24 protein-coding genes and 2 pseudogenes are annotated in these 24,585 nt (G+C 57.0%); 9 read left to right on the forward strand and 17 right to left on the reverse strand.

Annotated features, from left to right (window positions below; genetic code table 11):
* Positions 1-347: 347 nt before the first annotated feature.
* Positions 348-665, reverse strand: coding sequence for a hypothetical protein (locus N554_RS0119015; protein ID WP_051677568.1), 318 nt, complete (start codon positions 663-665; stop codon positions 348-350).
* A 112-nt stretch (positions 666-777) separates the two neighbouring features.
* On the reverse strand, positions 778-999 hold the full coding sequence (locus N554_RS0119020) for a hypothetical protein (protein WP_029584916.1): 222 nt from the start codon (positions 997-999) through the stop codon (positions 778-780).
* A gap of 83 nt (positions 1,000-1,082) precedes the next feature.
* Here N554_RS0119020 and N554_RS43050 point away from each other — a divergent pair, with 83 nt between their 5' ends.
* Positions 1,083-1,355 carry a DUF2934 domain-containing protein gene (locus tag N554_RS43050; protein ID WP_081851319.1) on the forward strand — a complete coding sequence of 91 codons (273 nt, stop codon included), beginning with the start codon at positions 1,083-1,085 and terminating at the stop codon, positions 1,353-1,355.
* A 94-nt stretch (positions 1,356-1,449) separates the two neighbouring features.
* Here N554_RS43050 and N554_RS36070 read toward each other — a convergent pair whose 3' ends face one another.
* The 3 genes from N554_RS36070 to N554_RS40095 are packed head-to-tail and all read right to left on the reverse strand — an operon-like array spanning position 1,450 to position 2,123.
* Entirely contained in the window at positions 1,450-1,632 is a 183-nt protein-coding gene (locus N554_RS36070) for a hypothetical protein (protein WP_036053570.1), read from the reverse strand.
* Between the two features lie 37 nt (positions 1,633-1,669).
* Positions 1,670-1,924: a DUF6894 family protein gene (locus N554_RS0119035; RefSeq protein ID WP_029584918.1), complete on the reverse strand. Its 255-nt coding sequence runs from the start codon at positions 1,922-1,924 to the stop codon at positions 1,670-1,672.
* Positions 1,925-1,955: 31 nt separating this feature from the next.
* Entirely contained in the window at positions 1,956-2,123 is a 168-nt protein-coding gene (locus N554_RS40095; RefSeq protein WP_156041986.1) for a hypothetical protein, read from the reverse strand.
* Positions 2,124-2,359: 236 nt separating this feature from the next.
* Here N554_RS40095 and N554_RS0119045 point away from each other — a divergent pair, with 236 nt between their 5' ends.
* On the forward strand, positions 2,360-2,575 hold the full coding sequence (locus N554_RS0119045) for a hypothetical protein (protein ID WP_029584919.1): 216 nt from the start codon (positions 2,360-2,362) through the stop codon (positions 2,573-2,575).
* A gap of 1,084 nt (positions 2,576-3,659) precedes the next feature.
* Here N554_RS0119045 and N554_RS0119055 read toward each other — a convergent pair.
* Positions 3,660-4,037, reverse strand: a complete 378-nt coding sequence (locus N554_RS0119055; RefSeq protein WP_029584920.1) for a hypothetical protein — start codon at positions 4,035-4,037, stop codon at positions 3,660-3,662.
* A gap of 175 nt (positions 4,038-4,212) precedes the next feature.
* On the reverse strand, positions 4,213-4,578 hold the full coding sequence (locus tag N554_RS0119060) for a PRC-barrel domain-containing protein (protein WP_029584921.1): 366 nt from the start codon (positions 4,576-4,578) through the stop codon (positions 4,213-4,215).
* An 823-nt stretch (positions 4,579-5,401) separates the two neighbouring features.
* Between N554_RS0119060 and N554_RS36080 the strand changes: the two are divergent.
* Positions 5,402-6,260: pseudogene (locus tag N554_RS36080) on the forward strand (SDR family oxidoreductase).
* A 100-nt stretch (positions 6,261-6,360) separates the two neighbouring features.
* Here the strand turns inward: N554_RS36080 and N554_RS40100 are convergent.
* The 4 genes from N554_RS40100 to N554_RS0119090 form a co-directional block, all read right to left on the reverse strand.
* Entirely contained in the window at positions 6,361-6,582 is a 222-nt protein-coding gene (locus N554_RS40100) for a hypothetical protein (RefSeq protein WP_029584922.1), read from the reverse strand.
* Positions 6,579-6,734, reverse strand: a complete 156-nt coding sequence (locus tag N554_RS41060; RefSeq protein WP_197033638.1) for a hypothetical protein — start codon at positions 6,732-6,734, stop codon at positions 6,579-6,581. Before N554_RS41060 ends, N554_RS40100 begins: the two co-directional genes overlap by 4 nt.
* A gap of 591 nt (positions 6,735-7,325) precedes the next feature.
* Complete coding sequence (locus N554_RS0119085; RefSeq protein ID WP_029584923.1) at positions 7,326-7,778, reverse strand: PPC domain-containing DNA-binding protein; 453 nt, start codon at positions 7,776-7,778, stop codon at positions 7,326-7,328.
* A gap of 5 nt (positions 7,779-7,783) precedes the next feature.
* Positions 7,784-8,344 carry a type 1 glutamine amidotransferase domain-containing protein gene (locus N554_RS0119090; protein WP_029584924.1) on the reverse strand — a complete coding sequence of 187 codons (561 nt, stop codon included), beginning with the start codon at positions 8,342-8,344 and terminating at the stop codon, positions 7,784-7,786.
* A 269-nt stretch (positions 8,345-8,613) separates the two neighbouring features.
* On the opposite strand from N554_RS0119090, the gene N554_RS0119095 reads away from it, so the two are divergent.
* Positions 8,614-9,663, forward strand: coding sequence for a flavodoxin family protein (locus tag N554_RS0119095; RefSeq protein ID WP_371259505.1), 1,050 nt, complete (start codon positions 8,614-8,616; stop codon positions 9,661-9,663).
* A 3-nt stretch (positions 9,664-9,666) separates the two neighbouring features.
* Positions 9,667-9,726: pseudogene (locus N554_RS43055) on the forward strand (DUF3606 domain-containing protein); the annotation flags it as partial.
* Between the two features lie 214 nt (positions 9,727-9,940).
* Here N554_RS43055 and N554_RS0119100 read toward each other — a convergent pair.
* Both N554_RS0119100 and N554_RS0119105 read right to left on the reverse strand, forming a co-directional pair.
* The gene (locus N554_RS0119100; RefSeq protein WP_029584926.1) at positions 9,941-10,474 is read right to left on the reverse strand and encodes a PRC-barrel domain-containing protein; all 534 of its coding nucleotides are present in this window, start codon (positions 10,472-10,474) and stop codon (positions 9,941-9,943) included.
* Positions 10,475-11,383: 909 nt separating this feature from the next.
* On the reverse strand, positions 11,384-14,218 hold the full coding sequence (locus N554_RS0119105) for a TrlF family AAA-like ATPase (protein ID WP_029584927.1): 2,835 nt from the start codon (positions 14,216-14,218) through the stop codon (positions 11,384-11,386).
* Between the two features lie 610 nt (positions 14,219-14,828).
* On the opposite strand from N554_RS0119105, the gene N554_RS0119110 reads away from it, so the two are divergent.
* Both N554_RS0119110 and N554_RS0119115 read left to right on the forward strand, forming a co-directional pair.
* Entirely contained in the window at positions 14,829-18,578 is a 3,750-nt protein-coding gene (locus N554_RS0119110) for a hypothetical protein (RefSeq protein WP_051677570.1), read from the forward strand.
* A 231-nt stretch (positions 18,579-18,809) separates the two neighbouring features.
* Positions 18,810-20,165: an ISNCY family transposase gene (locus tag N554_RS0119115; protein WP_051677575.1), complete on the forward strand. Its 1,356-nt coding sequence runs from the start codon at positions 18,810-18,812 to the stop codon at positions 20,163-20,165.
* A gap of 112 nt (positions 20,166-20,277) precedes the next feature.
* On the opposite strand, the gene N554_RS0119120 is transcribed toward N554_RS0119115, so the two are convergent.
* From N554_RS0119120 to N554_RS40105, 4 genes are read right to left on the reverse strand one after another with little or no spacing between them, the layout of a single operon-like run.
* Positions 20,278-20,706 (reverse strand): hypothetical protein, encoded by a 429-nt coding sequence (locus N554_RS0119120; protein WP_029584930.1) that lies wholly within the window; start codon positions 20,704-20,706, stop codon positions 20,278-20,280.
* Positions 20,703-22,037: a recombinase family protein gene (locus N554_RS0119125; RefSeq protein ID WP_029584931.1), complete on the reverse strand. Its 1,335-nt coding sequence runs from the start codon at positions 22,035-22,037 to the stop codon at positions 20,703-20,705. Before N554_RS0119125 ends, N554_RS0119120 begins: the two co-directional genes overlap by 4 nt.
* Entirely contained in the window at positions 22,034-22,480 is a 447-nt protein-coding gene (locus tag N554_RS0119130) for a DUF2924 domain-containing protein (protein WP_029584932.1), read from the reverse strand. The genes N554_RS0119125 and N554_RS0119130 overlap by 4 nt, the downstream gene beginning before the upstream one ends.
* Complete coding sequence (locus N554_RS40105; RefSeq protein ID WP_156041987.1) at positions 22,477-22,839, reverse strand: hypothetical protein; 363 nt, start codon at positions 22,837-22,839, stop codon at positions 22,477-22,479. The genes N554_RS0119130 and N554_RS40105 overlap by 4 nt, the downstream gene beginning before the upstream one ends.
* Positions 22,840-22,951: 112 nt before the next feature.
* Between N554_RS40105 and N554_RS0119140 the strand changes: the two genes are divergently transcribed.
* The gene (locus N554_RS0119140) at positions 22,952-23,833 is read left to right on the forward strand and encodes a hypothetical protein (protein WP_156041988.1); all 882 of its coding nucleotides are present in this window, start codon (positions 22,952-22,954) and stop codon (positions 23,831-23,833) included.
* Positions 23,834-24,111: 278 nt separating this feature from the next.
* Entirely contained in the window at positions 24,112-24,327 is a 216-nt protein-coding gene (locus N554_RS38495) for a helix-turn-helix transcriptional regulator (protein ID WP_081851317.1), read from the forward strand.
* Positions 24,328-24,585: the final 258 nt, after the last annotated feature.

Below are 24,585 nucleotides of genomic sequence, written 5' to 3' on the forward strand. Positions count from 1 at the left end.
CCTTCTCACCGCTCATCAAGCTTGACCAACTATGCAAGCGCGAGAAAGTCGGACGTATTTTGCCGCTCTAAGGATGGCGGCGGCGGCCTGTGCCTGCATAGAAGTTGCGGCACGAAATTGATTTTAGATTCATCACTCAAAAGCGGAACGCCATCGCTTATCCGCGCCCTCAACTCGGTTCGGAAGCAAAGTTCGTTGATCAATTCTCGTGCCTCGGTTTTGCGATATCGCTTTAAATGCCCATGCACGATCTCCCGTGAGCATGTCCACGATGACAGCGAGATTGAGATTATAGAAGACCCCTGACCGCCGCGTCCGAGGGGCCGCAAAACTCCGTCGAGCTCTTGTCACCGTATCAGCCACAACGGCGGAAACTTTTTCGCTGCCCTCAACGCGGCCGACTCATCGGTTTCCAGGGCAATTTTTTGTGCCAGCATGACGTCGCCGGGGACGAGACGACCTTTGGGTATAAAGCACCAGCCAACTCGCGGCCGACCGGCGTAGTCGAGCTCGTAGATGTTCGTCGCCCTGCCGTGGCATATCCGGTAGCGCTTTCCGCTGTGGCAGCCAGTGACGTCGAAATAGTTGTGCGCGTCATACTGCGCTAGTTGCTCTGGCGATAGCCATTCTCTCAAGAGCCTGAGGCCCTTGCGCTTCGGCTTCATTTGCGCACCCTAACTCCCGATACCAATCCCGAACGGCTCAAGCCCGGCGTGAGCCTTCCGCTAGGAGCCGTCGAACCGACCGTTTGCAATGTGCAGCAATTTCTGAGCCGAGCTAGCCGCCGACTAGCCGTGGAAAAAACAAGGTCTCTTCTGCGGTCGGATCAAACGTGCGTCTCACAATTGGCTCTCCAGAAGCGGTACGACTTGCCGCCGTAAAGCCGGCGCCCGTTAGTTCTTTGAAGCGTTTTTCTGCTCTCAAGAGGGCCTTCGCGTCGTTCGCATCGAAATTGTGCCGGGTATCGCCGTTGCGATCCATGACGATTTGGGTTGCCATTGCTAACGCTCCTTGGGTTCCCGCCACATCAAAGCAACGTTGCTAATGTTATATTCTAGGAAAAGTTCCGGCCGGCAATGGCGATGAGCCCGCATGCCAACAGCACTGACCCGCCTTTGGTCCCACTCGATTGGGGCTTGCTAGCCGCCCCAGCGGATATTGGAACTGACCGAGGAACTGAAACAGCAAACCATGCTGTCGCTTTGCCTAACGAAGAGCGAATCAGAAATCGCGCCCGGGAAATCTGGGAAGAGAATGACCGGCCAGCCGGAAGGGATGAGGAGTTTTGGTTCCAGGCTGAATGTGAATTTCGGGAAGCTGAGGATCTCGCAAAACAAACCGGCGAGGATGTTTAAGTTGAACCGAGTGCGGCTCATTGAGGCATGGGGTCGTTTCTTTGGCCGCCCTACCGTTCCTCGTTCGGATGCACCCACTTCGCAGCAAGAAATGTTATCGGCGACGGGCCAGGGCAACGCCCAAGAGAAAGGCCACCAACAGCGAACCGAGAGGCGCTTCGCGCGCGATGTTGCTCAAAATGCTTAAGGGCATGCCGGGTTTCCGGCCAGGGTCGATGACGTCGCTGACACGGTGCACCGTGTAATTCTTGCCATCGCATTTGGGGTCGTCGCCCATTGCCGCTTCCCGAGTGACCGAAAAGCAGCGTATCGCCCTACCTACGGTTCTCCTTAGCCGCGGTCGGCAAGACATCCCTGATGTCCACCGTCGCCACCTCCCGCCCGGAGGCATCCGTTATCAAAATTCTTTCCGGCATACGGTCTGCGCCTTCCTTGACCGCGATGGCCAGCAGCTCGCGGGCGCACACCAAAGCCGCCTTATGTGCACTATCAAGGTCGGGAAGATCAGCTCCTTCCTCATCCCGCGACATGTCATCAGCGTTTCGGAAATGGAAAAAGTAACGGGGCATCTGATCGCCCTGCTCCTTGGTGACGAAGTCGTCAATCGGCGGCGGGACGTTTGGGCTGTGACAAGTCAGCCGTCATCTGGTCCTCAAGTTCCGCGATCATGTCCCGCACCAGCCGCTCAGCCAACGGGTCGGTTGTCTCCGTTGCGAGCAGCCGTAGCTGGTCCAGCCGGTGATGAATGTCTTCGGGCGCTTCGTTCATCTGACGACCCTTCCTAGGAGTGTCAAAATCAAAGGACGGAGTTATGTTTCTGGAACTCTATAACTTTCCTGACGATTAGGTCGGCGGCCTCACGTTCGCTTAGGCGAACCGCGGGACTTGTCGCGGTACGCCTGGAATTGCCGACATTTAGGCAAGGGTTATTGCCCTGCTACGCCTGATCGCGGGTCAAATGTACCGCCATGAAAGTATGGTCAGGGAAGGAGCGGACGGTAAGCATGGCTCAGAAAGCCAATTTCACTCCGGTCGACAAGTATGAACCGGATCGCCGGCAAGCCGAGAGGCTCGACCTGGACAAGAATGCGCGATTGGAAGCAAGTTTGATCGATACGTTACCCGCTTCCGACCCACGCGCCATTCAGCCGGCGCCAACCGCTGACCAACACCGGGAAGGCCCATCGTTCTGGCAGGCGATCAAAACGATGTTCAAGTAGATCAGGTGGGTGGCTTCAGTTCGCCCGAAAGCCTGCCCGCCGAATTCGATTTCATCGGATCTGCAGCTATTTTGATCGTGCGGCTCTGACCGCACTTAGCGCATTCAAAGGTCCGTTGGTCACAACCGTCTGGGCTGCGTTCTATCGCCACCAAAGGCATGCGGGCGTGGCAGCGCGGACAGCGCGGGCGTTCAATCGCGGTGAGCGAGGATTGTGGTTTTGACATGATGCACCCCTTAAGTGGCGGAGAACAACACCTTCGACAAGGGCAGCTTGGAGCCGATGTCTCCTAAAATTTAGATCCGCGGTCTCTGGAGTCAAATGAAAAATGGAACTCGACTAGCGGGGGAAAAGACCCGCCGAAGACGGTCAGGTCTAGAGATCGGTGGCGCGGCGGCTCGAAGCCGTTTGAGTTATGCTGACCAACGGCCTTCGTCGCGACGGTCCTCTTCCGCGTTCAAGCGCTCCGCAACCTCTTCTTCTGCAGTTTTCTCATTGCGCGCTTCAGCGATAGTCTCACCGTCGTTTTGACGATTTTCTTTTGCTGAGTGTGAACTGGAAAGTCTTCCGGTTTTAGGGGCCGTCTTCCGGTTTTAGGGGTTGGTTATCGGCCATAGCATCCTCCCTCAATTGGGGATAAATTGCCATTTTTGATTAGGTTTCAGCATGATCTAAATAATGTCTGATTAGAGCACGCTTCGCGGCATATGAGCCGCCGGAGGGGGTCATTTGCCCTTCGACTTCGGCCCCATGTTCACCAGCCGCATCGGTCGGTGATTTTCCGCCGTCTAACCAATCCTGCTCATTGGCGAGCGCCGGGCGCTTTCATGCGCTTGAACCGATTCCGGTCAGGTTCATTTTCAGCCGCTTCCGCCATCAGAGCGCAGTTGGCGGCATTCAACCGGTATTGTTCAGCCGTTTCATCGCGTCACCTTGAGCCCGAGCTTGACCGGCCGGCGTTTCATCCCAACCACGAGCGAATATATATCAAGACCAGCACTGAAATCAGAAGCGCAATGATTGCCGCCAAAAAAAACCCGCGTTCCTGAAGGGGCGATCGCATCTCGGAGCCATCTCAGGATCCTCACTTGCTCTTCGCCTTGCCTCGATCGATACGAACTTCCCGGAATTCCTCCGGCCCCTTAAGGAGGCGACGCTTGCGGCTGGCCTGATCGTCCGCGGAAGCTGTGGTGTCGGTCATGTGATCGATGGCCTTCCCAGCCATTTCACGAGCGCGAAGTTTTTGGCCTTCGCTCGTTGGGCGGCCTTTCATTTTCACCGTCAGCCCGAGCTCGACCAGGCGACGGATGGCCGCGGAAAGCGATGGGTGATCCGGCTGATTTTCAGCCCAACGGACGATTGCGGCGCGAATTACCGGATCGGCTCGAAAACCCATCATCGGCGTGATTCCTGTCGCGGGTCGCCCCCTAGATTTTTGTTTAGCAGATACTGCTTTCTTCATAATTTCTGTTTATCATAAAAAAGGCAGGCTAAGGGAGAAAGCTGCGAACTTCCGCCCCGGTTATTGGCGTCCGGAAACTTTGTGCATTGGGCCGCCTCGAAAAATGACGGCCTCAGCGGGGACATGCACAGCCGTCAGCTTTTGCCTTGTCCTATCGCACTTCGCGGATAAATTTCTACGCTACCAGTGAAGATCCGTAATAGTCGTCGATGGCGCGAGTCCGCTTGGTGTCGCCCCAGTTCCAAGAGTCATCGTTGGCATATTTCGGCGCGCCGTTGAGCTGGTCTAAAGTGATCCCGGTCCGGTATCCGCCAAGATTGGTGTCGTATTTCAGCGACTGCCACGGCAATGGATAGTGGTCGTCACCGATGCCCAGGAAGCCACCGAAGCTGAGTACGGCATAGGACACCTTGCCGCTTACCTTGTCGATCATAACGCGCTCGATCGACCCGATTTCCTTATCGTCCGGACCATACACAGCGGTCCCCTCGACCTTATCGCTTCCGATCAGATTTCCTGTTTCGCGTTCGTCTGTAGCCATGTTGCACCTCCTCCTGCAGGTTGATGCAAGGCCAACGGGCACTCGCCTTGTCCGTTCCTAGGTCGCAAAAAATTCGCGATTAGATGGGTCGCCAGGGGACTCCATCGAGCCTTATGCCGCGGCCTTGTGTTCCTTGTCGGCGCCACGGGCCACGATCTTAAGGCCATCATCGGCCAGCGGCCGCTGCAGCACCTTGGCCTCATCGGAGAGTGCACGCATCCGGGCGTCGCGCTTCTCCGCGATCGGGGGATCACTGGCCTCGCTTTTGGATGGATCGGCTCAGCAATCGCGTTCGGCGCCGTCGTCAGGAAGCCGTACACGTTGTGGAACCCGGGACCGCTTTCGACTTGGTGCCCGGTCGCCTTTGAACTCAGTCCAGATCCCCGCGCACGCGAACAGCGGCCGGTTCTCATTGAGGGCAAACCAGACCACGTCCTTTTTCTTGGTCTGAGGATGGGCTCTGGCGAGAAGCTATTGGCCCCCCAGCTGTGTGGTCTTTTTTCTTCTCGCAGGATGGACTGAATGGTTTGGTACTGGCCTGCAAGAGTGGCGAGGATCTGTGCTTCCTTCAGCCAGAAGCGTTCATCCTCCCCGTCCATTCTGGCACGCTGCCGACAGAATGCCTCCATCGCGCGATAGTACTGTAGCTTTTCCATGCAAGCCCCCAAGTTATCGCTTGGATCGTACCGGAGGGCGTGCCGTTGTTCTGTTAACCAGTTCACACACCCGCTATCCCCTTTGCAACCAGGCCTCGCTGGCTGGACCGGAACCGGATGCAGGCTCCGTCATTTGAATAATCGACTTACCAGAAAGGATTTCCTGGATGCGCGATTATCCGAAGCCGCCATATCCGAGCCAGAAGCAGTCGATGCCGGGATCGACAACGAAGATGGATCCGCGTCCCGATCATGGGGAGAATAGCTACAAGGGATCGGGCAAGCTGAAGGACTTGAAGGCGGTTATTACCGGTGGCGACAGCGGGATCGGACGCGCGGTCGCGATTGGCTATGCCCGCGAGGGCGCGGATGTTCTGATCGCATATCTGAACGAGCATGACGACGCCAACGAGGTCAAGGCGCTGATCGAGAAGGAAGGACGCAAGGCCGTCCTCGTCGCGGGCGACATTGGGGGTGCAGACCATTGCCGCTCGGTCATTCAACGGGCCGTCGACGAATTGGGCGGCATCGACATCCTCGTCAACAACGCCGCGCACCAGGCGACGTTTAACGATATCGGCGACATCAGCGACGAAGAATGGGAGACGACCTTTAAAATCAATATCCACGCGATGTTTTATCTAGCGAAGGCTGCCGTTCCGCACATGAGGCCTGGGAGCGCCATCGTGAACACAGCGTCGGTGAATTCAGACATGCCGAACCCGACCCTGCTCGCCTACGCAACGACGAAGGGCGCCATCCAGAACTTTACCGGCGGACTGGCACAGATGCTCGCTGACAAGGGCATCAGGGTGAATGCGGTGGCGCCTGGGCCAATTTGGACGCCGCTCATTCCCTCAACCATGCCCGACGAAGCAGTCAAGAACTTCGGAAAGCAGGTGCCAATGAAGCGTGCCGGTCAGCCTGCCCGAACTCGCGACCGTTTATGTGATGCTTGCCGATCCGCTATCCAGCTACACTTTCGGAACGACGATCGCCGTCACCGGCGGCAAGCCGTTCATTTGAGCGTCTGCGCTCGTGCATGAACTGATGGACGCTCGCCGAGCGGTTAGAGGCCAAATCCACCGGCGAGCGCCGCGCGCTCGCGCGCGACCGTTGTCGTCGCTCAAACGTGGTGAGGTTCACGCCTCCCAGCCGCAACGACGGGCGTCCGCGGAATATCGCCGAACTCGGATGAATGGTAATCCCGTCCCTCGGGTGTAATGATGTGGACGTTGTAGCACCCGGCTCTGGACATCTCGCGCGCCTTCTTGAGCGCCGCCTCTGAGGTTTTTCTGCGGTGCACAACTTCGCCGTGCTGGCACATCGCTTTGACGATAAAGCTCATTTCCTCTTCTTTTTCTTGTTCCTCTTGATCACTTTGGCCTGAGCCCTAAAGGCCTCGGCCAGTGTCTTCATCTGGTTCGCAACGAAGGCATCGGCGGTTTGGGTTGCGACTCGCTCCGCGATGATTGCCTGCTTTTTGATGGCCTTTTGCATTCCCATGACGCTATTAGGCCGCTTTCGGAGGACCGGCCAAAGGACCGTGAGCCCATTTCACGGCGTTGGTTTTCATGGGATCAACCTGATCGCACTTAAGACACCTGAGTTCGGTCCTAGCATTCTCGCCGATCATCGCCATCAGGCGTTTTGTTGCACTTCGGGCAGCGGGCTATGTCCATCTGATACTCCCCGTCTTCGGGTGGGGTAACGCAGAGGTAACAATTCGGTTTCACAAAAAAGCAATGGCGCTAAGGGTGCATCAGCTAGCGGACTCAGGAACGATGTGGCTTTCCTGGCTTTAATTGCTGTCCCTCCCGAAGGACATCCGCCCTGACCCCTTGCGCTCTCCCACGACGCGGCGGGTCAATTTCGTGGTAGCTAGCATTTTGTTGAGTTGAGTGATGCGGCGTCCTCAAGGCATGCCGGGGTTCATCAAACACCAACTGGCGACCCTGAGTCCAAGGCCCTAAAGGGGACTGGCTCCATGAAATCAAGTTCGACGGATACCGGATCCAAATCGGAGGCCCATCGAAGGCCGCTCGAAGATGAGCAACCGGCAATTGGAAAATGCGCTGGGCTAAGCTGATATCAGCGATTCCCGGCACCAATGTCGATCAAGGCGATTCCGAGATCCGCCCTCTTCTTTCGTCTTAGCTGAGCGGGGGTGTCGGTCAGAACAACCTCTAGAGTCGGCCGGACCTTGCCTTCGAGAAGATGCCCGCCGCGTGTCGTGCCGTCGGGCAGCCCGAGAACAACATGAACGTGAAGGCTTGCCTTGCCGTCGTCGCCGACGGCGATGTCCCCGATTGCGCTCAAGACTTCGCACTGTTCGGCGACTTCGATTTTCTTGTAAGTCTTATTCTCGAAATCGAACCAGCCGACTGTGGCTTTCTCGAAGGCGCCTATTGCTGTCAGGGAGGCAGCGGTAATTCCAGCGTCGTTAGCGAATTTCGTCAGTGCTACGAACGCTTCTTCGCCGGTTTCCAGGATGACGACGCGGGATTCTGCTCCCGCGTCGACCGCTATTTTGGTGCTTTTCATGGCCGTTACGCCGCGCTGCGCTGCGTGTGGCGGCCTTCCTTGACCTCTTCGATTATCTTGGCACTGAATGCTTCCAAGTCGTCCGGGTTGCGCGACGTGATAACGCCCTGATCGACAACGACTTCGGAGTTCTCCCACTTCGCGCCGGCATTCACTACGTCGGTCCTGATGGACTTGAAGGACGTCATCCTTCGGCCCTTCGCTATGCCAGTCTCGATCAATAGCCATGGCGCGTGGCAGACGGCAGCAACCACCTTCTTGGCATCGAAGATATCCTTGATGAATTTGAGCGCCTTCGACTCGACCCGCAGCAGGTCTGGATTGATCTGGCCGCCTGGCAATACGATTGCGTCGTAGTCATTCGCGGAAACTTCATTGAGGGTCTTATCGACTTTCACCGGCCGGCCCCAGTCCTTTTTGTCCCAGCCCTTAATATCGCCGGCGGTCAGAGAAACGATGTCCACCGTCGCGCCAGCCTTCTTCAGCCGGTCCCGCGGCACCTCAAGTTCCGCCTGCTCGAAGCCGTTTGTTGCTAGAATTGCTATCTTTTTGCCGTTCAATTCCATGGGATCTCTCCTTCGCGTATCATTTTCCAACAATCGGCAGGAATGAACATCGTTCCGAGCATTTCGAGAACTTGATGGCCCATTATCACTAGGGACGCCGCGCCAGCACGGTCGGTCCGATTACCGCCGCGCTTGATCGAATTCGGGATTGGGCGTGTCCCAAAGTGTTGCATCGCGGGCTTTTGGAACGCAGATGTGACCTCGGCGTTAGGTTGAAATGTCTCCGTTTGGAGGTCGCGTCTTTGCCCCAAATCGATGTTCGTAAGGGAATGTCTCCTGTCAAATTATCCCGAGAAGAATTTGAAAAACGTTATCGTAGCCGCTTCATCGACCCGGTTTTCAGCCCCTTGGATCGCGAACTTAGTGCGATCGTGGATGCGGCTTGGGATGCATACACTAATTCCCGAAAATCGCCGTTGACGCGTAAGGCCGGGCCGGGCTTTGCCGACCCGGACTATGAAATCTCCGTGGATTGGCTGGCGGCCCGCGAGGCAATTCTTGCCGCACAATGCCGACATGACGACGCCGGCGAGAAACCACGTATCCTGCTGATAAACGGGTCCTCGCGCAGCGAGCACACTTGCCCCGGCGAAATGTCGAAGACCTGGCGGCTGATCAAGTCGGTTGAGCCGATTTTCGAGGAAACGGGCTTCGCGGTCGACATTCTCGACCTCAGCCGATTGGCATCCGAATTCGGAAAGCAAATACACCCTTGCAAATCCTGTGTTTCAACTTCGATGGCGCTGTGCCACTGGCCATGCAGTTGCTACCCGAATTACTCGCTTGGCCAGGTCGACGATTGGATGAACGAAATCTATCCGTTGTGGGTCGCAGCCTACGGCATCATGATCGTAACGCCCGTCAACTGGTATCATGCGCCGACGGCGTTGAAGGCAATGATCGACCGGCTGGTTTGCGCCGATGGCGGCAATCCCGATCCTACGTCAACCCATGGTAAAAAGCCCGACGAAGCGAAAGGCCTGGAACTGAAGGGATGGCCCTACCCGCGGCATCTGGCCGGCCGGCATTTCGGTCTTGTCACCCACGGTGATTCCGTGGGTGCCGAAACTTTGAGGCGCTCTCTGGTCGACTGGCTAACCGACATGTCGCTGATTTCGGCAGGGCGCTCGGCAGAGACGGATGGTTATATTGGTTACATGCAGCCCTACGCGACCGCCCATGAGGCACTAGATGAGGACAGGGCTTTTCAGGAAGAGGTGCTGAACGTGGCACGCGCACTTGGCCGCGCTGTAAGTCTTCATCAGGCGGGAAAATACGAGGAGCCGGGCAAAGGCTTGATTGATCCGCAACCCAAATAGCAAAACGCCGTCAAGAAGGTCGGCAATTCCACTGCCGCCGTTCGGAAGGAATTGGGGCTGTAGGCTCGTTTCATTGCTCTGTCACGCTGCCGCCTGATCTTCTGCACCACGCGCGACCTCTTGAGTGCATCATCCGGCAATGGCTGCTGCCGTTGCTTAATAGCTCGGCAATCGGGTGTGTCCGGCAATCATACATACCGTTTAGCTCGCTAGACACAACAGTGCGCAGCAAAGGGGCCCCGTAACAGTACGGGGCCCCGTTCTAAACGAATCGGCCTTAGTTATAGTCGGAGTATTTGAACTGTGGCATAGCTTTGAGCTGTTCTTTCGTGCCGCTCATAACGGCGTGATCAGGCACCCAATCGTTGACGTTCGACGTGTCGCGTGTCGCGGCCGTATTTGTGGCCGCTCCTGTAGTTGGGGTATCGCGTCGTTCGGTGGTTGCAGGCGTCGTCGAGGTTGTGCGCACGGGTTCTTCCTTGAACTTTAGCTTGTCCATGCTGACAGCGATGTCATGCTCACCCATGCCAAGGAAACCGCCCACACCGATTACGACCGCGCTGACCTTTCCGTCTTTGTCGAGGATCAGTTCGTTGACGTCGCCCAGCTTTTCATTGGCCTCATTATAGACGTCCAGCCCCATGAGCTTCGAGGCACGCCACTTGCCCTTCAGCATCATCTTCTGGTCCGAGGAAGTGCTGGTGTTGGCGGTTGGACCGGTGGCGGGAGCAGGTCGATCAGTTTGAGCGTAAGCAGAGCTGCTCACAATAGCCGCGCTGAGAAGTGCAGCAGCGAGGAAAGGTGTTTTCATTGGTAACTCCATTAAGCGGTAATCCGCCCCAGGTAGAACATGGTCGAAAAGCTAATGTTCCCTGAGATCATTCCGCATGTCGCTGCGCGAAACGATTGAACGGCTCACACCGATTGGAATGTCGTCATGTTGAGACGAGGCAAAAAGGCAAATCGCGCCACCTTTAGTTGCCGAAGAATAATTACGACGAGACAAGGATGGGTATAGCCACTCCCAGATGTAGGCTAGATCTGACTGTGGCCCGACTCAGTGTACGCTGGTTTACTCTCCGCCACGCTCGTGTACGCGGAGAAGGTTGGATCCCAGCTCCTCTCCCTCCGCCAGATCAGCCGACGCAGTGTTTTCTCCGACGGATCACCTTGGCAGTTAAGCCTAGTATCCGTAGTCATTTCCAACTTGAGCTCCGGACTGGGAACCACCAGAATCGTCGTATTTTCTCCGAAAGGCAGGTTTTTCTCCGAACCTCTGGACTCCGCCCGTTTAGTACGGTTTTCGAAATGCGATTGTTTCGAGTTGCTTATGAGTTTTCAGGGGAATGGGGTTGGGAAATATTTCTCGGATAGCCGAGAGGCTCCAATTTCCAAATTAGTGATCACGGCTGCTCTTATTCCCTGATTCCAATTCGCCATCTCAAAGTTCCAATCCTCCCGCCCCAGCCAACCAGTCCGGCGCTTAGAGAAACCACCCCTAATAGTCGGAGAAATGCCCGCCATAGCGGGCTCTTGCGAATTGGTTATCGGTCTCCAGGCTCCGTATTTGTCCACTTGCACGGCGAAAACGCCGAAAGTCTCTGGGCAGATGCCGGAATATTTCCGTTTTCGGGAGAAGGTGTCTGGAGACCCCGGTTCGATGTACACTGTCCGACATTATGCGAACCGCTGAGACGCTGAAACAAAAGAGAAGTGAGCGTTAGGCTTCGAACCTGTACTTTCGGCTTCTAAGGTCGAACGCTTCCTTTCCGCCCTCCATAACCTGGGTGATGACGGCGCAAACAGCCGGTGTTTCGATGGCGCCATCTTCGGAGATTTCAACGCGAGGGTTTTCCGGCTGGTTGCCCACCACCGGGTCACCCGCCTTTAGTGCAATTATTTTGTCTGCATCGCCGTTCACCACCATGTTCGGGTTGTGAGTCGTAAAAATGAGTTGGCGATGGCTCTTGGATATGCGAATTAGTTCAACAATCCGCATGATCACCCGGTTGTCGAGGTCATCCTCCGGTTGATCGATTATCAGGGTGCCGGCGGATTGCTTTAACAGTAACTCCAATAGAGCTGATGCCTGTTGCCCAGGTGACGCTTTGGCGAAGGCCATGTCTTTGCCGCCGTCCACGTAGGTCATCGCAATATAATCGTGCGGAACCGCGGATAGCACCGCTCCGACGGTGGAATCGCCGACGTTCGCGTAAATGCGGGAAAGCTGGCGATTGGTGATATTGCCTTCTAAGCTCAGAAATTCCTTGAGCATGGTCGCGAGTTCTTCGTCAGGCTCCGTAGGGACACCTGATTCAATCTTCGCGCGGTAGATTGCAATGAGGGAGTCGCAAATCGAATCCCAAGCCCCGTCCGGATCATCATGCAGTATTCGCTTGATCCAAGCCGTGCAGCGTTCTGACGCATCGTGCACTGCGGCCCGGTCCATAAGGGCGTTCAAGCCGTCGCAGTATTCCACGGGGGCAGGGTCCTTCTTTAGCCGTGCCTTTAACAACTCGCTAGACTTGCCCGCGACTTGGTCCGCCGCTTCCGTCAGCACCTCGCGGCGGTTCATAACCAACGCTTTGAGCCTATCTCGCGCATCTTGGAAGGCCTGCTCTGCGCCTTCGGAGTCGGCAAGTTTCGCTGAAAGGGCTGAAAGCTGCTGTTCGGCAGCCTTGAGTTCGGCATTTAGCCTTGCATTTTCATCCAAGAGCAATTTGTGCTTTTTCTGAAACTCAACAGCCTCTGCAAGCTTCCCACGGAAATCTTCCTCACGCGCTTTATAAATATCGTGAGCCTCGGATACGGCGGCCGCCAAATTTCCTACAACGGCTATACCTTGTGTAAGGTGGGCCATGATCTCCGCTCGCGCGGAATCAATTTTGCCAACTAAAGTTGCCAGCTCCGGGAAAGTCGTCGAATCAGAATACTGCTCCATAGGGAGGTACAAGACGTGCTTTCTAGCAACAGCCAGGCGCTCATGCTCGTTAGCTAAAAAATCGTTCGCCGATGTTAGCAGGTTGCGACCGCGCGCGTGTCTCGGCGCGTCGGAAATGATGGCAAGATGTGCGTCGGACACACCTTCCGCTTTGAGACGATCGCCAATGGCCGCGATCCTAGCTCTCAGGTCCGCAGCGTTGGTTAAAGCCCATGATCGTTCATAAACGGTGTGCCAATGCGCGACGGCTTGCTGAAGTGTGGTCGTGACCGACCGTTTGGCGTTCTCGATAGCCTGGTCGATTTCTCGCCGCCTATCTAACGCCTCGGCGGCTGCGATTCCGGTGATCTGTTCAACTGCAGATTCGGGGCTGCTTGTCGTTGTGGAAAGCTGCTTCTGGAAGAACGCCCGGCCACGAAACCGCCTTCGCGCATCCGCCAGAGAAAGGGACAGCGGATCTCCGAATGCCGGCGTTATTGCTATCTGGTCGCGCGCCAAGTCGCGCCGCCAAGTCTCGGTTACGCCCTCTCTCTCAATAACCACCTGGACAAAGCCATCTACCAGGGTCTCCTCGATCAACTGCTCTTCACGTTCCCGGCCGGTTTCGTGGTCGAGGTCGCGCGCGGTGCGAGCCAGTCCAAACCGTAGATATTCCAGGACTGCGCTCTTACCGGAGCCACGGCCGCCAATGATCGCATTGAAGCCAGGGTTGAAAGTTATCGAAATGGGCTCATCGCCCGTGAGGCTGGACTTTATGGTCAGTTCGACAACCCGCTCCAAGGGCTCTTCAGGTTCCTCGTAAGCAATACGCGCCTCGTCGGCGAGCAAGGCCTGTCGCAACGCTTCAATAGTGGTCTCCCCAAGCTTGATCCAGCAGTCATGGATTCCTAGGCGATCAAACGTGTCGGTACGACCATCGCCGGTAACGAGGATCGCCCGTCTACGTGTCCCCCAGTCTCTGATCTTTCCGTAGGCTTTTGCGAGCGTGCCCGGGCTAAGCTGATCAAACGGCGTTTCGACATACACGCCATCGCCGTGCAAATCAGCGAAGCGCGTGTGGTGTCCAGGTTTGTTCAAACTCTTATGGGCGGTCTCATCGCCGAAATGCGGGAATAGTATGCAAGCTTCGTTAAGGTGGAAATCCTCCCGGACTGATTCGTGGAGGTCGGCAACGGTCCAGTTAGACGGAAGAATATCACAGGTCTTGGTATCATTGTCGGCTGCGTGCATGACGCCTGCAAGCTTATGCAAAAGCTTCCGAAGCGTTTCGCCGTCATCACCCGGGTCAAACAGGGCGATGCACTGCGCATCATCGGAACATGTGATTTCAATGCCAGGATAGACAATGACGGGTGGTTGGGACGCCGCGCCCGCTCGCTGAACGTAGGGGGCAAGGGCAACGTCATGGTGGTCCGTGATCCCAACGGCCGAGACGCCCTTTGCGACACACGCTGCGATAAAGCTTTCGGCCCATGCATTGCGGGCGGCCTCATGCGCGGGTGTGCCGCCTGGAAGGCTTGTCGTTCCCACCCAATGTCGGTCTCGCGGCGTGTGGCACTGGAGGTCGGCTTTGTGCCAGACAGTGCCTGGGTGCCGACCCTTGGGAAAGGGCATGGTAATTTCCGGGTGTAAGGATCAGCTGATGCAATCATTGATGAATATTGAGGAAATGTTTATTCGGCAAGGGGTATGCGAATTTATTCAAGGCGCTTTGCACGGAAAGAGTGATGTGTTCTTACTGCCTCACCCCTGTCCACGCGGATACACCGCACGGGGAAGTCCGAAGTCGGGAAACGGCGCTCATCATGGTTACACCCGGCGTAGGCTAAGGCACGAAAACTTATCCCAAGTTTCGGCAGGCCAAGGTCAGCTCCTACCTCTTTGTCTGAAGAGGTTGGCGTCGGAGGCGCGCAGCGTGGCATTCCAATAACATCCGATCGACGAATGGCCGCTTCCGGCGCAAGGCGGTTGTTCGTGGAAATACTGAGGTCTGCTAAGTGCACCATAAGCGGACTCTCGGAGAAGTCCGCTAGGCTGCTGCGCTCTTTCTGCTGCGCGCGGTGGTCAGACCTCTTGTCATCTTGCCTGATCAACGTTTGCCGTTTCGAACGAAAACTCCCGGTCATTCGCGACTTTCATTGCGCGACGCCGGATTTCGCGCCTTACTACGCCCATTTTAGATAGGTGATTCTTGAACAAACCATCTCTGAGTCGCGAAGACCTGATGGCGATGATGGCGGAGATCGGCGGCCGTACGGACCTTGGACCTGTGGTCGCTGAACTAGAGACATGCCTTCGTGACACGCAATCGTTCGACCCGCTCCGACTCGCGGCTACGTTCGGCGGATTGCTCGCAGTGCCGGAGCTTCAAAGCAACTGCCTTCGCCTCGAAGCTCTGGTTCATCTCACGCTGGCAATAGGCGACGGTCAGCGTGAGCCGAACCGAAAGATCGTTGGTCGACTGTTTGCGGAGGCCGGAAAGGGAAGGCTCGGTCACAAGGAAGATCCGGCGGAAGATGTCTTTGTGGCGTTGATTGTGACCCCGCGAGGGGATTTCCGGGTCCTTGAGGGAATTTGGGAAGCCGCAGGCTTCTATCTTCAGCGATTTTTGAACCTCTTGGAGCTCCTGCCCGCTGGGCCCCTTGCCGACCGCCTTCGCGAACCAGTCTACGCGTTGTTGCGCTTGTCAGACCTCGTTTGCCAGCGAGCGGGGCTCGTCCGGTACCAGCTAGGCAGCGAAGAGCGGGCCAAGGTGCTGCCCGTATCCGTGTTGGAGACCGTCAGCACGTGGGCTGAAATTGTCTCGTTTGCTGAGGCGGACTTCAAAGAGTACGGAATTTCCGTTGAGCATCTAGCGGAGTTCGGCTTTCCAGCGGAACGACGCGCTATGCTGCCCTCAGAGGCGATTGGACACTCGACGTTGGAGCGATTTCCGATCGCTCACCGCAATGGCGAATTTTATTTCCTCCTGCCGACAGCGACGAGTGCCGCTATCCGCCGCTACATCACCGAAATGATGGAAGGTATTGATCTTCGAGAAGCCTTCATTGGCTTCCTGGCGATCGAATACGGCAATCTCTTCGGAGATGTCCCGCTGCTCGGCGAGCGCCGCGGTGCTCCGATTGAATTTCAACGAACGGAAGATAGCCTTCTCGCCGGCGTGATGATGGAGGTCGATCCGGGATTGTTCATCAATGTCGTGTTTTTTGTGGATCCCCTGAAGGACTTTGCACAGGATGGCTTGGTCGGGGAAATACCCGATCTCGATAAACTGTCCAAAGACGTCGGAGCCTGGATAGATACTGCTACCGATCCGGCATGTTCCTCACCCGGTTATCGCGCGGGAATGACTCTGCTCGTGGGATGCGGCATCGGTCGTGCAGCCATTCGGTTTCCGGTTCCACGGTTGCCGCAGGGTTGGAGTTTCGAGGCCATTAGCGCCCCCAATCTGCACACACTGTGCTGGTTGAACGATTTCAATTCGCTTTCGATGTGGCGACTGCTGGAAAGCGAAAAGCGACTCAATAAACTTGGCGTTACACTTCAGAATGTGAACGGTCTCCTCAATCTCGTTGGGTGGTCACGCTCGCTGGAAGGTCATCTCGTTCCGCATGGCGATATTCCAGATGAGTTTGGCAAAGACGACCAGCGGGGCACGATTCTCGTAGAACAGAATGCTCTACGCCGTGTGAGAAAGGTGGTTCTGCATTCCACCGATCCGCACTGCGCTCAAGCCAGAGACGGCCGATGGCTGAAGCTCTATAAAGAGGGAAAGTCCATCTTTAGAGAGGACAGCGACGAGCCCTTCTATTACGCGTACGATGGCCGGGGTGACGGTGGCTTCCCGCTTACAGCCTATGAATCTGAGTCACACGTTTGGTGGTGCGATCTAGACATTATCGACAAATCCGCCCGGTCATCCGCTCACGAGCGAATGAAAATGCTACAAACGTGGCTCTGCCGGGGCGTTCCCGTAATGGAGCGGGCCTTCGCGGGATTACCTGCCGGGCCGCTGTTACTGAAATGCGTCTTTCAAGGTCAGCTCGGCGATAAGGAAGGGAGTGAACCCGCCCGCCTCACATTCGAAGATGCGAGGGCGGCAATCACTCCTTACATCGACCGCGCCAACGCGACCGTTACTCTTACGGTTTGCCCCCGCTTCGAAGAGGCATTGTTTCATCCTGAAAACATCGCGGAGCGTGCCCTTGTCGAATGTCTCCTTGAGAGCTTTGCAGCTCTGGCGGGCCGAGACCTTTCCGATCCGGAACGAAACGCTTTGCTTAAAGAAATCGTCCCTAATGCTCATGCGAGGCAGGCTCACGCCCTTCTAGCTCTTCGCTTTCGCGATTACGTGCGGGATTCTGTTTGGCTTGCTCCTGTAACCATCGATGCCGACGACGACGCATTTCTCAAGCTTGGGCTTGGGTGGCGCCAACGCAAGCGAGCACAGGGGGGCGATGTCGTCGGAACGCAGGAATGCCTCTCCTATCTTAATCCCCTTGTCGAACTTCTCGAAGATGAAATCTGTGAGGAACTTCGCCATCTTGATCGTCGCTCTGTTATTGGGAGTGCTCTCCTTAACCACGAGAGCGCGGCAGCGGATCGTGATAACCGGAGCCGCACAGCTGCGGCCGTCTTAGCCTTGCACAACGACCGGCTAGCCACTCGTGAGACGATGGTGGAGCGTGAATCGCATCTCAGCGCGGTCTTTCTAACTTCGCGCCTCCTGATTGAATTTGCGATCTGTGAGTGCCCATTGGCGGGCGGGCGACAGATTGGCAGGCTCGATCTGTCCCGCCTTATGGCAAAGATCATGATGATTCAAAGGCTCGGCGGCTGGTCGGATGCGATCAGATGGGAGGGTATGGAGCCCCGCTTGCGCATAACGCCTCTCGGCGACATCCATGCCAACCATTCCTTTTATGAGGAAATCCTCGCTCCGTTTGCGCGCGTCGCAAGCGATTTGCGGGTCGATGACGATATCAACTCGTACGCGGAGGGATTTGAAGATACTGAAGCTGAGCCGACAGATGCGAGTGCTTGGCCCGATGAGTTCTGGCAAGCTTGGGAGGAAGAGGTTGGCGGGACATTCGACGAAACGCGCACGTTTCTCGATATTCTGGAGGACGTCGCGCTAAAGTCTGGACGCGCCTTCCTCTTCATCAAGAAAAGCGAACTCTTGAAAGCGTGTACCGGCGAAATTGCGATCTCGCCGGTGGCCGCGTCCGGAATTGTCGAGGCCCTGACCCTTGTCAGTCGGCCACGATGGCGCAATGTGCCGGATGGGTTCGATGAAAAAGATCGGTTTCCGTGGCGCTTTCGGCGACGACTCTCACTTCTGCGAAAGCCCTTGATTCAGATCGATCTGAGCGATGATCCAACATATATTCTAGCACCAGGGTTGGTGCGCGATGCTGTCGTCTACATGCTTGGTAACTATCATCGCGGCGATTATCCCCTTTGGCAGTTAAAGCCAAAAATGAGGTCATGGGCGGGACACTCACGTAACAGGATGGGCAGTGCGTTTGCTCTGAAGGTCGCCGAGCGACTGACCGAGTTGGGCTGGAAAACGGCTGTCGAAAAGAAGGTTACCGAAATTCTGCGTACTGGCTTCGATCGAGACTACGGCGATGTCGATGTGCTTGCCTGGAACGAAGAGACGAGTCGTCTTCTTCTTTGCGAGTGCAAGGATCTGCAGTATCGCAAGACAGAAGGCGAAATTGCCGAGCAACTCATGGATTACAGAGGCGAGGTGGACGAGAAAGGGAAGCGCGACGACCTGAGAAAGCATCTCGATAGAATGGATATAATCACCCAACATATTCCCAAGTTGCAGGCATTTGTTGGCATGTCCGCGACGCCTCGCATTGAAGGTCATTTGATCTTCAGGAATCCAGTGCCGATGCAATTCGCGTGGGAGCAGATGAAGACCCGAACGGGGCTGCATGTCTTTGCCAACCTCGATCGCATATAATTATGACACAACAAATCTCCTCGGCTGCGATGGTTTCCTCGGCTTGAAGCAGAAATGTGGGTCAAAAGCCGACGTTCAGGAAAGGTCCGGGGCCAAAGCGGACACCGACATTCCATAACGATAGATTTGCGACATCGCCCTGTAGGCGCAAAGCTAAAATGTCAGCACTGAGCAAAGTTGGAATGTCAGTCTTCTCCCTCTTGGTCGTGAGGGTTGGAGGCTGCGGATCCGATGGGTGTGGTGCTGATGAGCAAGCGAGAGCTGAATCGGATTGATGTACTGGCGCGGCTTGATGGTGGCCGGCTGACAACTTCGGCGGCGGCCGATCTGATGCGCCTCACGACGCGGCAGACCCATCGGCTGTTAAAGCGCTACCGGGATGGCGGCGCACCTGCGATTGCCAACCGGCGGCGTGGCCGGCCATCGAATAACCGCCTGCCCGACGTTGTGCGTGATCATGCGGTTGCGCTGGTTCGAGAGCACTACGCAGATTTTGGTCCGACGTTGGCGGCCGAGAAGCTGGCCGAACGTCATGATCTGCGGGTGTCGCGGGAGACGTTGCGCGGATGGATGCGGCGAGCCGGGATTTGGCTGCCACGGGCCGAGCGCAAACGCATCCAGCAGCCGCGCCACCGTCGTGAGCATGTCGGTGAGTTGGTCCAGATCGACGGTTCTGAGCATCGCTGGTTCGAGGACCGGGCGCCGCCCTGCACGCTTCTGGTGTTCATCGATGACGCCACCAGCCGACTAATGGAGCTTCGCTTTGTCCCATCCGAGAGTACGTTTGCCTATTTCGAGGCTCTGAAGAGCTATTTGCAGCACCATGGCAAGCCGGTTGCGTTCTATTCCGACATCTTTCGGGTATCGAGGGAGGATGCCGCCAGCGGAGACGGCATGACCCAGTTCGGCCGTGCTTTGTCGGAGCTCAACATCGAGATTTTGTGCGCCAACACCAGCCAGGCCAAGGGTCGCGTGGAACGGGCTCACCACACGCTGCAGGACCGGTTGGTGAAGGAGTTGCGGCTGGCAGGCATCAGCGCCATGGAGGCTGCGAACGCATTTCTGCCGGCATTCGTGCAAACCTATAATGGCCGTTTCGCCAAGCCGCCGGCGAGAGATCGGGATTTGCATCGGCCGATTGCGGGCATGAACGATCTCGACGACATCCTGTGCTGGCGCGAACAGCGCTCTGTCTCGCGACAGCTGGTGGTCAATTATAACCGCATGAAGTTCATGCTGCTGCCCGATAAGACACCGGCGACAGTGGCAGGCAAGCTGGTCGACATCTATGACTTTCCCGATGGCCGGCTGGAGATCCGCTGGAAGGGACTGCCCTTGCCTTACTCCGCCTTCGACCAGTTGCAGCGCGTCAGCCACGCGGCCATCATCGAGAACAAGCGTCTCGGCGAGGTGCTGGCCTGGATCAAGCAGCAGCAGGATAAGCAGCCCCGCCATCGCGGAGACCTAGTCGGTCCCAGGCGGTCAAATCAAAAAGCCGGCTTGATGAAGGACCGCGTTGATCGCCTCGCTCAAGGCCCAAAATCACGAGCCCGACCCGCCCCGCCTGGGCCGCCGCCGCTGCGATAGCGACGTCTCCGCAGCGCCGGCCCAGGCTGCCTCAGAAGCTGCCGAGTGACATTTTAACTTTGCAGAGCAACAGACATCTCAACTTGGTTGCAACACGCCCGACGCGCCGCAGCTACTGCGGACGTATCAGTTGGGAATGCTGCTGAGACCATGCCGCTGGCAGTGGCTTCAGCAGATCATCAAGCTGAAGCGTGCTCGGTTGGCGTCCACTGAGGATCGCCTCAAGGATGTCCGGCGCGATTAGCGTCAGGCGCAGGATACGGCTCAGATAGGAATCATTGACCTTCTCGGCCTTGGCCAGTTCTGCTGAGGAGGCGTACTCGCCGCTTTCGAGCATTTGCCGCCAGCGATGGGCGCGGACCACGGCCTTGACCAAGGCAGTGTCGACGCGTGGGGCGGCCGACCATGGTGCCGCACCCGGAGGTGACAGGATCTGCTTGCGACCGCGCCGCTGGAGGAAAGCGACGGCGATACTGACGGTCGCGGTCTGCCCATCCTTGCTGACGCTGGTTTTGGTAGTCTGAGCGGCTGTCGTCGTCATGCGGCGTCCCGCTGGGTGCTGGAATTGCCGGTCAGCTCCCCGATCAGAGAGGAAACGCCAGAGATCCGGAGCTTGATGTCGACGTGGTCGGTCCGGACATCAACGCGCTCGACGAGCAATTGAACAATGCGGGACTGTTCGGCAGGAAACAGTTCGTTCCAAAGTGGGTCGAACGCCTGCAGGGCGTTGCGGACCTCGGACTCGGTCAGGCCTTTGATGGATTTGCGGGCGCTACGCCATGTCTGGACGATGATTTCGGGGGACAGCAGCAGAATGCGAACCTGATCGATCACGATCTTCTCAATCTCGGCGGCCGGAACGCGCGCAACGGGACAATCGTCGGACCCCTGCTTCAGGACGGTCTGGCTGAGATAGTAACGATAGAGCCTGCCATTCTTTCGCGTGTGCGTCGGCGACATAGCAACCCCGGTAGGGCCGAAGAGGATTCCTTTCAACAGGGAGGGGGTTTGTGCCCGTGTGGAGGCTGCTCGCCTGCGCGGGCTTTCCTGAAACCGGGCCTGGACCTTATCCCAGATCTTCCGATCGATAATGCCGACATGCTCGCCGGGATAGGAGACGCCCTTGTGCACGGCCACGCCGATATAAACGGGATTGTTGAGCATTTTGTAGAGAATGCCCTTGTCGATCAGCTTGCCGTACTTGTTGCGGACGTTCTCTTTGATCAGTGCCCGCGCCAGCGTGGTGACCGACCCGGTCTTGACGAAGCGTTGGAAGATCGAACGCACAAGCTTGGCATCGACCTCGTTGACAATAAGCTTGCGATCCCGGACTTCGTAGCCGAGCGGCGCCCAGCCGCCCATCCACATGCCCCGCTTGCGGGACGCCGTGAACTTGTCCCGGATGCGCTCGCCAATCACCTCGCGCTCGAACTGGGCAAAGGACAGAAGGACGTTCAGCGTCAGCCGGCCCATCGATGTGGTGGTGTTGAAGGACTGAGTGACGGAAACGAACGTGACCTTATGCTGGTCGAACACCTCAACCAGCCGGGAGAAATCCATCAGCGAGCGGGACAGCCGGTCGATCTTGTAGACGACCACCACGTCCACCTTGCCGGCCTCGATGTCGACGCGCAGCCGCTTGAGCGCCGGCCGCTCCAAGGTTCCGCCGGAAAACCCGCCATCGTCGTAACGATCGCGAACAAGAAGCCACCCTTCGGCGCGCTGGCTCGCGACATAGGCCTCGCAGGCCTCGCGCTGGGCATCGAGCGAGTTGAACTCCATCTCGAGGCCTTCTTCGCTGGACTTGCGGGTATATACCGCACAGCGGAGTTTCCGTTGAGGCGAGACCGCGGTGGGTTGCTTCTTGGTCATGCAGCACCGCGGTGGTTCTTCAGCCCGAAGAATACCCAGCCGTTCCAGCGCACCTTGGTGATTTCACGCGCGATGGCCGATAGCGATTTGTAAGGCCGACCCTGAAATTCGAAATCCTCGGCGCGAATCGTTACGCAATGATGCACACCCTGCCATTCGCGGACCAATCGCGTCCCGGCGATCGGCAGGCGATCCGAGCGGGTTTTGGCGCGACCACCGTCCTTGCCGTCGTATTGCCTTGCCAACACCCGCAGCCGTTCGACTGTTTCCTTCTTCAGCCCGCCGTAGGCGAGTTCCTGGATGCGGTAGGCGAGACGACTTTCAAGGAAGCGGCGGTTGTAGGGAGGCGGCTCGGAATCAAACAGCGCGCGCCACTTGGCCTTGAGCGCTGCTGCCGGTGCGCCCTTTAACGCGGCCAACTGGGCCAGAACAGGGTCTTTCATGCATTAACCTCGGGAGAAACGGGTTTCGCATGACCGCTCTGGTCGGGCGTGAAGTGAAGCGAACTTTCTCCGAACTCACGGAGAATGGCGCTGGACTTGCGGCTCTGAAGTCGCATTAGCGCTTGCGCCAGCAGCCCACCGATTTCGGTTAATCGATCGGGTCGGACTTGTTCATCAGAATCAGCGAAGTTCATCATCCATTCCGTCCGCGGAAGATGTTTCTTGGTGAACTCGCTCGGGCGAAAGGAACAGCGAAATCGTTCGCTCGCAGTACAGGTGCGATGAAGAAAGCAATAGAGCGAAAACGCCCTGCCTCTTCTGTGAAAGCTGTCGATCAAATTAAGAATTGCTTCAGTCACTCGACGCATTCTGCATCAAACCTCCCAAGGAACATCGGCGCCGCGCCGGCATGAACGGGGAGTCTGACCTGTAAGAATGATTCCGCAGAGGCTTGAGGCGATGTCGAAGTGTTTGGACGAATTGCGCGACAAGCTAATCACCAAGGCCCGCAACGGGGAAATCACGCCGCAGGAAGCCGAAGCGGAAGCCAAGGCTGCAGGGCTGCCACCCTTCGCAACACAGCCTGAGTTCGCCGCATTCGATCCTATGGCCGAAAGCCGGTGGCCCATCGTAAAGGCTATTGCGTGGATTGCCTGGCGCGACCTTCAACTCGTTATGGAACAGGGAGCTGCATTCCGCAGCCTTTGCAGTAGTTGGGCATTTCACGAGTGGAGTGAACCGACTGAAAACGGGGAACAACTTGCGAAGCACGCCGGCTGGTTTCTGGAGCCTTGGCCGCCTTCAAATGCCGTGTTTCTTTCCTTCCTCGATTCAGACTTGCGGAGTAGCGGTCGGTTGCCAGCGTCTGCCCGCCTGACTCCACGTGAGGCCGTAGGTGAACTTTGGCGAGCGCTATCAGAAGGGCGACTTAAGGCAGAAGGCTTCGATAAAGGTGGGTCGCTGGTTGAGATTAGAGCCGGCGAATGGGCGCATTTGAAGCTTTTCGCGGAACACAACCAAGACGTCGTCAAATACGACCCTCTGGACCGCGATGAGCCTTTTACGAAGGTGCGACTGCGACGCGATGATCTCCTGGCTATTTGGCCCGGCGAGGGTGCGACATCCAAGTCGGAAGGCGATTGTCGGCGTTGGCTGATCGCTCTCATGCGCGAATCACCAGAGAGGCGTCCGAAGCAGAAAAGTGAATATCAGAAGGAGGCGCAGCAGAAGTTTGGCAATTTAGCCCTGCGACAATTTCAAAGAGCTTGGGAAGCGGCCATCGCGGAAAGTGCTGCAACAGGCTGGTCAAAAGCAGGTCGTCCCAAGACAAAATCAAATCAGTACACCAAGTGAAATCGTGACGTCTATTCTGAAGCTCCAGGCTCGCTAGCTTTCCTCCACGTTCGCAGTTGTGCGGGCGGTGACGGAGGAATGGCTGTGAATAATGTTAAGCGCGAACTGCAGACTGAGGGTCTGACACTCGCTGAGGCGAGTATCGTCTCAGGGATTGGTCGGACCAAACTTTATGAGGCTATAGCGGATGGTCAGCTGACTGCCCGCAAGTACGGTAGCCGCACCATCGTTCTCAGAGGTGAACTTCTGCGGTTCCTGACCTCCCTGCCGGAGGTCCGATGAGCACCTTGGATCTCCGCCATCTCAATCAAGTCCAGCTCTCGCATCGTTGGACGCTGAGCCCCCGCACCCTTGAACGGTGGCGCTGGCTTAAAGCAGGACCTCCCTACCTCAAGATCGGCGGCCGCGTCGTCTACCGGCTTGAGGATGTCGAGGACTATGAAACCAACCAGCTTCATCTGGTGCCGCCGCCAGCACATGGGAGGCGGTCATGAGGTCGGTCGGATCGTCCGTGAGGTATGACGTCGTCGGACGAGCAGCGCTGAGATGTTTGCCGCTGATCGTGCTTCGCTGGTTGCCAGATGGCCGGCGTGAAGGACAGGAGTGGGTGGCACGCAATCCCAAGCGCAGTGACCGGCACTTAGGGTCATTCAAGATCAACCTAAGGACGGGACAGTGGGCCGACTTCGCAACAGGAGATAAGGGCGGCGACGTCATTAGCCTCGCGGCCTACCTTCACGGTCTCTCTCAAC

Source organism: Bradyrhizobium sp. URHD0069 (genome assembly GCF_000701345.1).
Lineage (GTDB): Bacteria > Pseudomonadota > Alphaproteobacteria > Rhizobiales > Xanthobacteraceae > Bradyrhizobium.

Excerpts from the sequence above, each read along its gene's own strand:
- N554_RS0119020 (WP_029584916.1), bottom strand. The coding sequence starts at position 999 with ATGGCAACCCAAATCGTCATGGATCGCAACGGCGATACCCGGCACAAT.
- N554_RS38495 (WP_081851317.1), top strand. The coding sequence starts at position 24,112 with ATGAGCACCTTGGATCTCCGCCATCTCAATCAAGTCCAGCTCTCGCAT.
- N554_RS0119115 (WP_051677575.1), top strand. The coding sequence starts at position 18,810 with ATGGGTGTGGTGCTGATGAGCAAGCGAGAGCTGAATCGGATTGATGTA.
- N554_RS0119085 (WP_029584923.1), bottom strand. The coding sequence starts at position 7,778 with ATGAAAAGCACCAAAATAGCGGTCGACGCGGGAGCAGAATCCCGCGTC.
- N554_RS43050 (WP_081851319.1), top strand. The coding sequence starts at position 1,083 with ATGAGCCCGCATGCCAACAGCACTGACCCGCCTTTGGTCCCACTCGAT.
- N554_RS40100 (WP_029584922.1), bottom strand. The coding sequence starts at position 6,582 with ATGAGCTTTATCGTCAAAGCGATGTGCCAGCACGGCGAAGTTGTGCAC.
- N554_RS0119060 (WP_029584921.1), bottom strand. The coding sequence starts at position 4,578 with ATGGCTACAGACGAACGCGAAACAGGAAATCTGATCGGAAGCGATAAG.
- N554_RS41060 (WP_197033638.1), bottom strand. The coding sequence starts at position 6,734 with ATGCAAAAGGCCATCAAAAAGCAGGCAATCATCGCGGAGCGAGTCGCA.
- N554_RS0119045 (WP_029584919.1), top strand. The coding sequence starts at position 2,360 with ATGGCTCAGAAAGCCAATTTCACTCCGGTCGACAAGTATGAACCGGAT.
- N554_RS0119105 (WP_029584927.1), bottom strand. The coding sequence starts at position 14,218 with ATGCCCTTTCCCAAGGGTCGGCACCCAGGCACTGTCTGGCACAAAGCC.
- N554_RS0119035 (WP_029584918.1), bottom strand. The coding sequence starts at position 1,924 with ATGCCCCGTTACTTTTTCCATTTCCGAAACGCTGATGACATGTCGCGG.
- N554_RS40095 (WP_156041986.1), bottom strand. The coding sequence starts at position 2,123 with ATGAACGAAGCGCCCGAAGACATTCATCACCGGCTGGACCAGCTACGG.
- N554_RS0119055 (WP_029584920.1), bottom strand. The coding sequence starts at position 4,037 with ATGAAGAAAGCAGTATCTGCTAAACAAAAATCTAGGGGGCGACCCGCG.
- N554_RS36070 (WP_036053570.1), bottom strand. The coding sequence starts at position 1,632 with ATGGGCGACGACCCCAAATGCGATGGCAAGAATTACACGGTGCACCGT.
- N554_RS0119130 (WP_029584932.1), bottom strand. The coding sequence starts at position 22,480 with ATGAAAGACCCTGTTCTGGCCCAGTTGGCCGCGTTAAAGGGCGCACCG.
- N554_RS0119015 (WP_051677568.1), bottom strand. The coding sequence starts at position 665 with ATGAAGCCGAAGCGCAAGGGCCTCAGGCTCTTGAGAGAATGGCTATCG.
- N554_RS0119120 (WP_029584930.1), bottom strand. The coding sequence starts at position 20,706 with ATGACGACGACAGCCGCTCAGACTACCAAAACCAGCGTCAGCAAGGAT.
- N554_RS0119095 (WP_371259505.1), top strand. The coding sequence starts at position 8,614 with ATGTCTCCTGTCAAATTATCCCGAGAAGAATTTGAAAAACGTTATCGT.
- N554_RS0119125 (WP_029584931.1), bottom strand. The coding sequence starts at position 22,037 with ATGACCAAGAAGCAACCCACCGCGGTCTCGCCTCAACGGAAACTCCGC.
- N554_RS0119110 (WP_051677570.1), top strand. The coding sequence starts at position 14,829 with ATGGCGATGATGGCGGAGATCGGCGGCCGTACGGACCTTGGACCTGTG.
- N554_RS0119100 (WP_029584926.1), bottom strand. The coding sequence starts at position 10,474 with ATGAAAACACCTTTCCTCGCTGCTGCACTTCTCAGCGCGGCTATTGTG.
- N554_RS0119090 (WP_029584924.1), bottom strand. The coding sequence starts at position 8,344 with ATGGAATTGAACGGCAAAAAGATAGCAATTCTAGCAACAAACGGCTTC.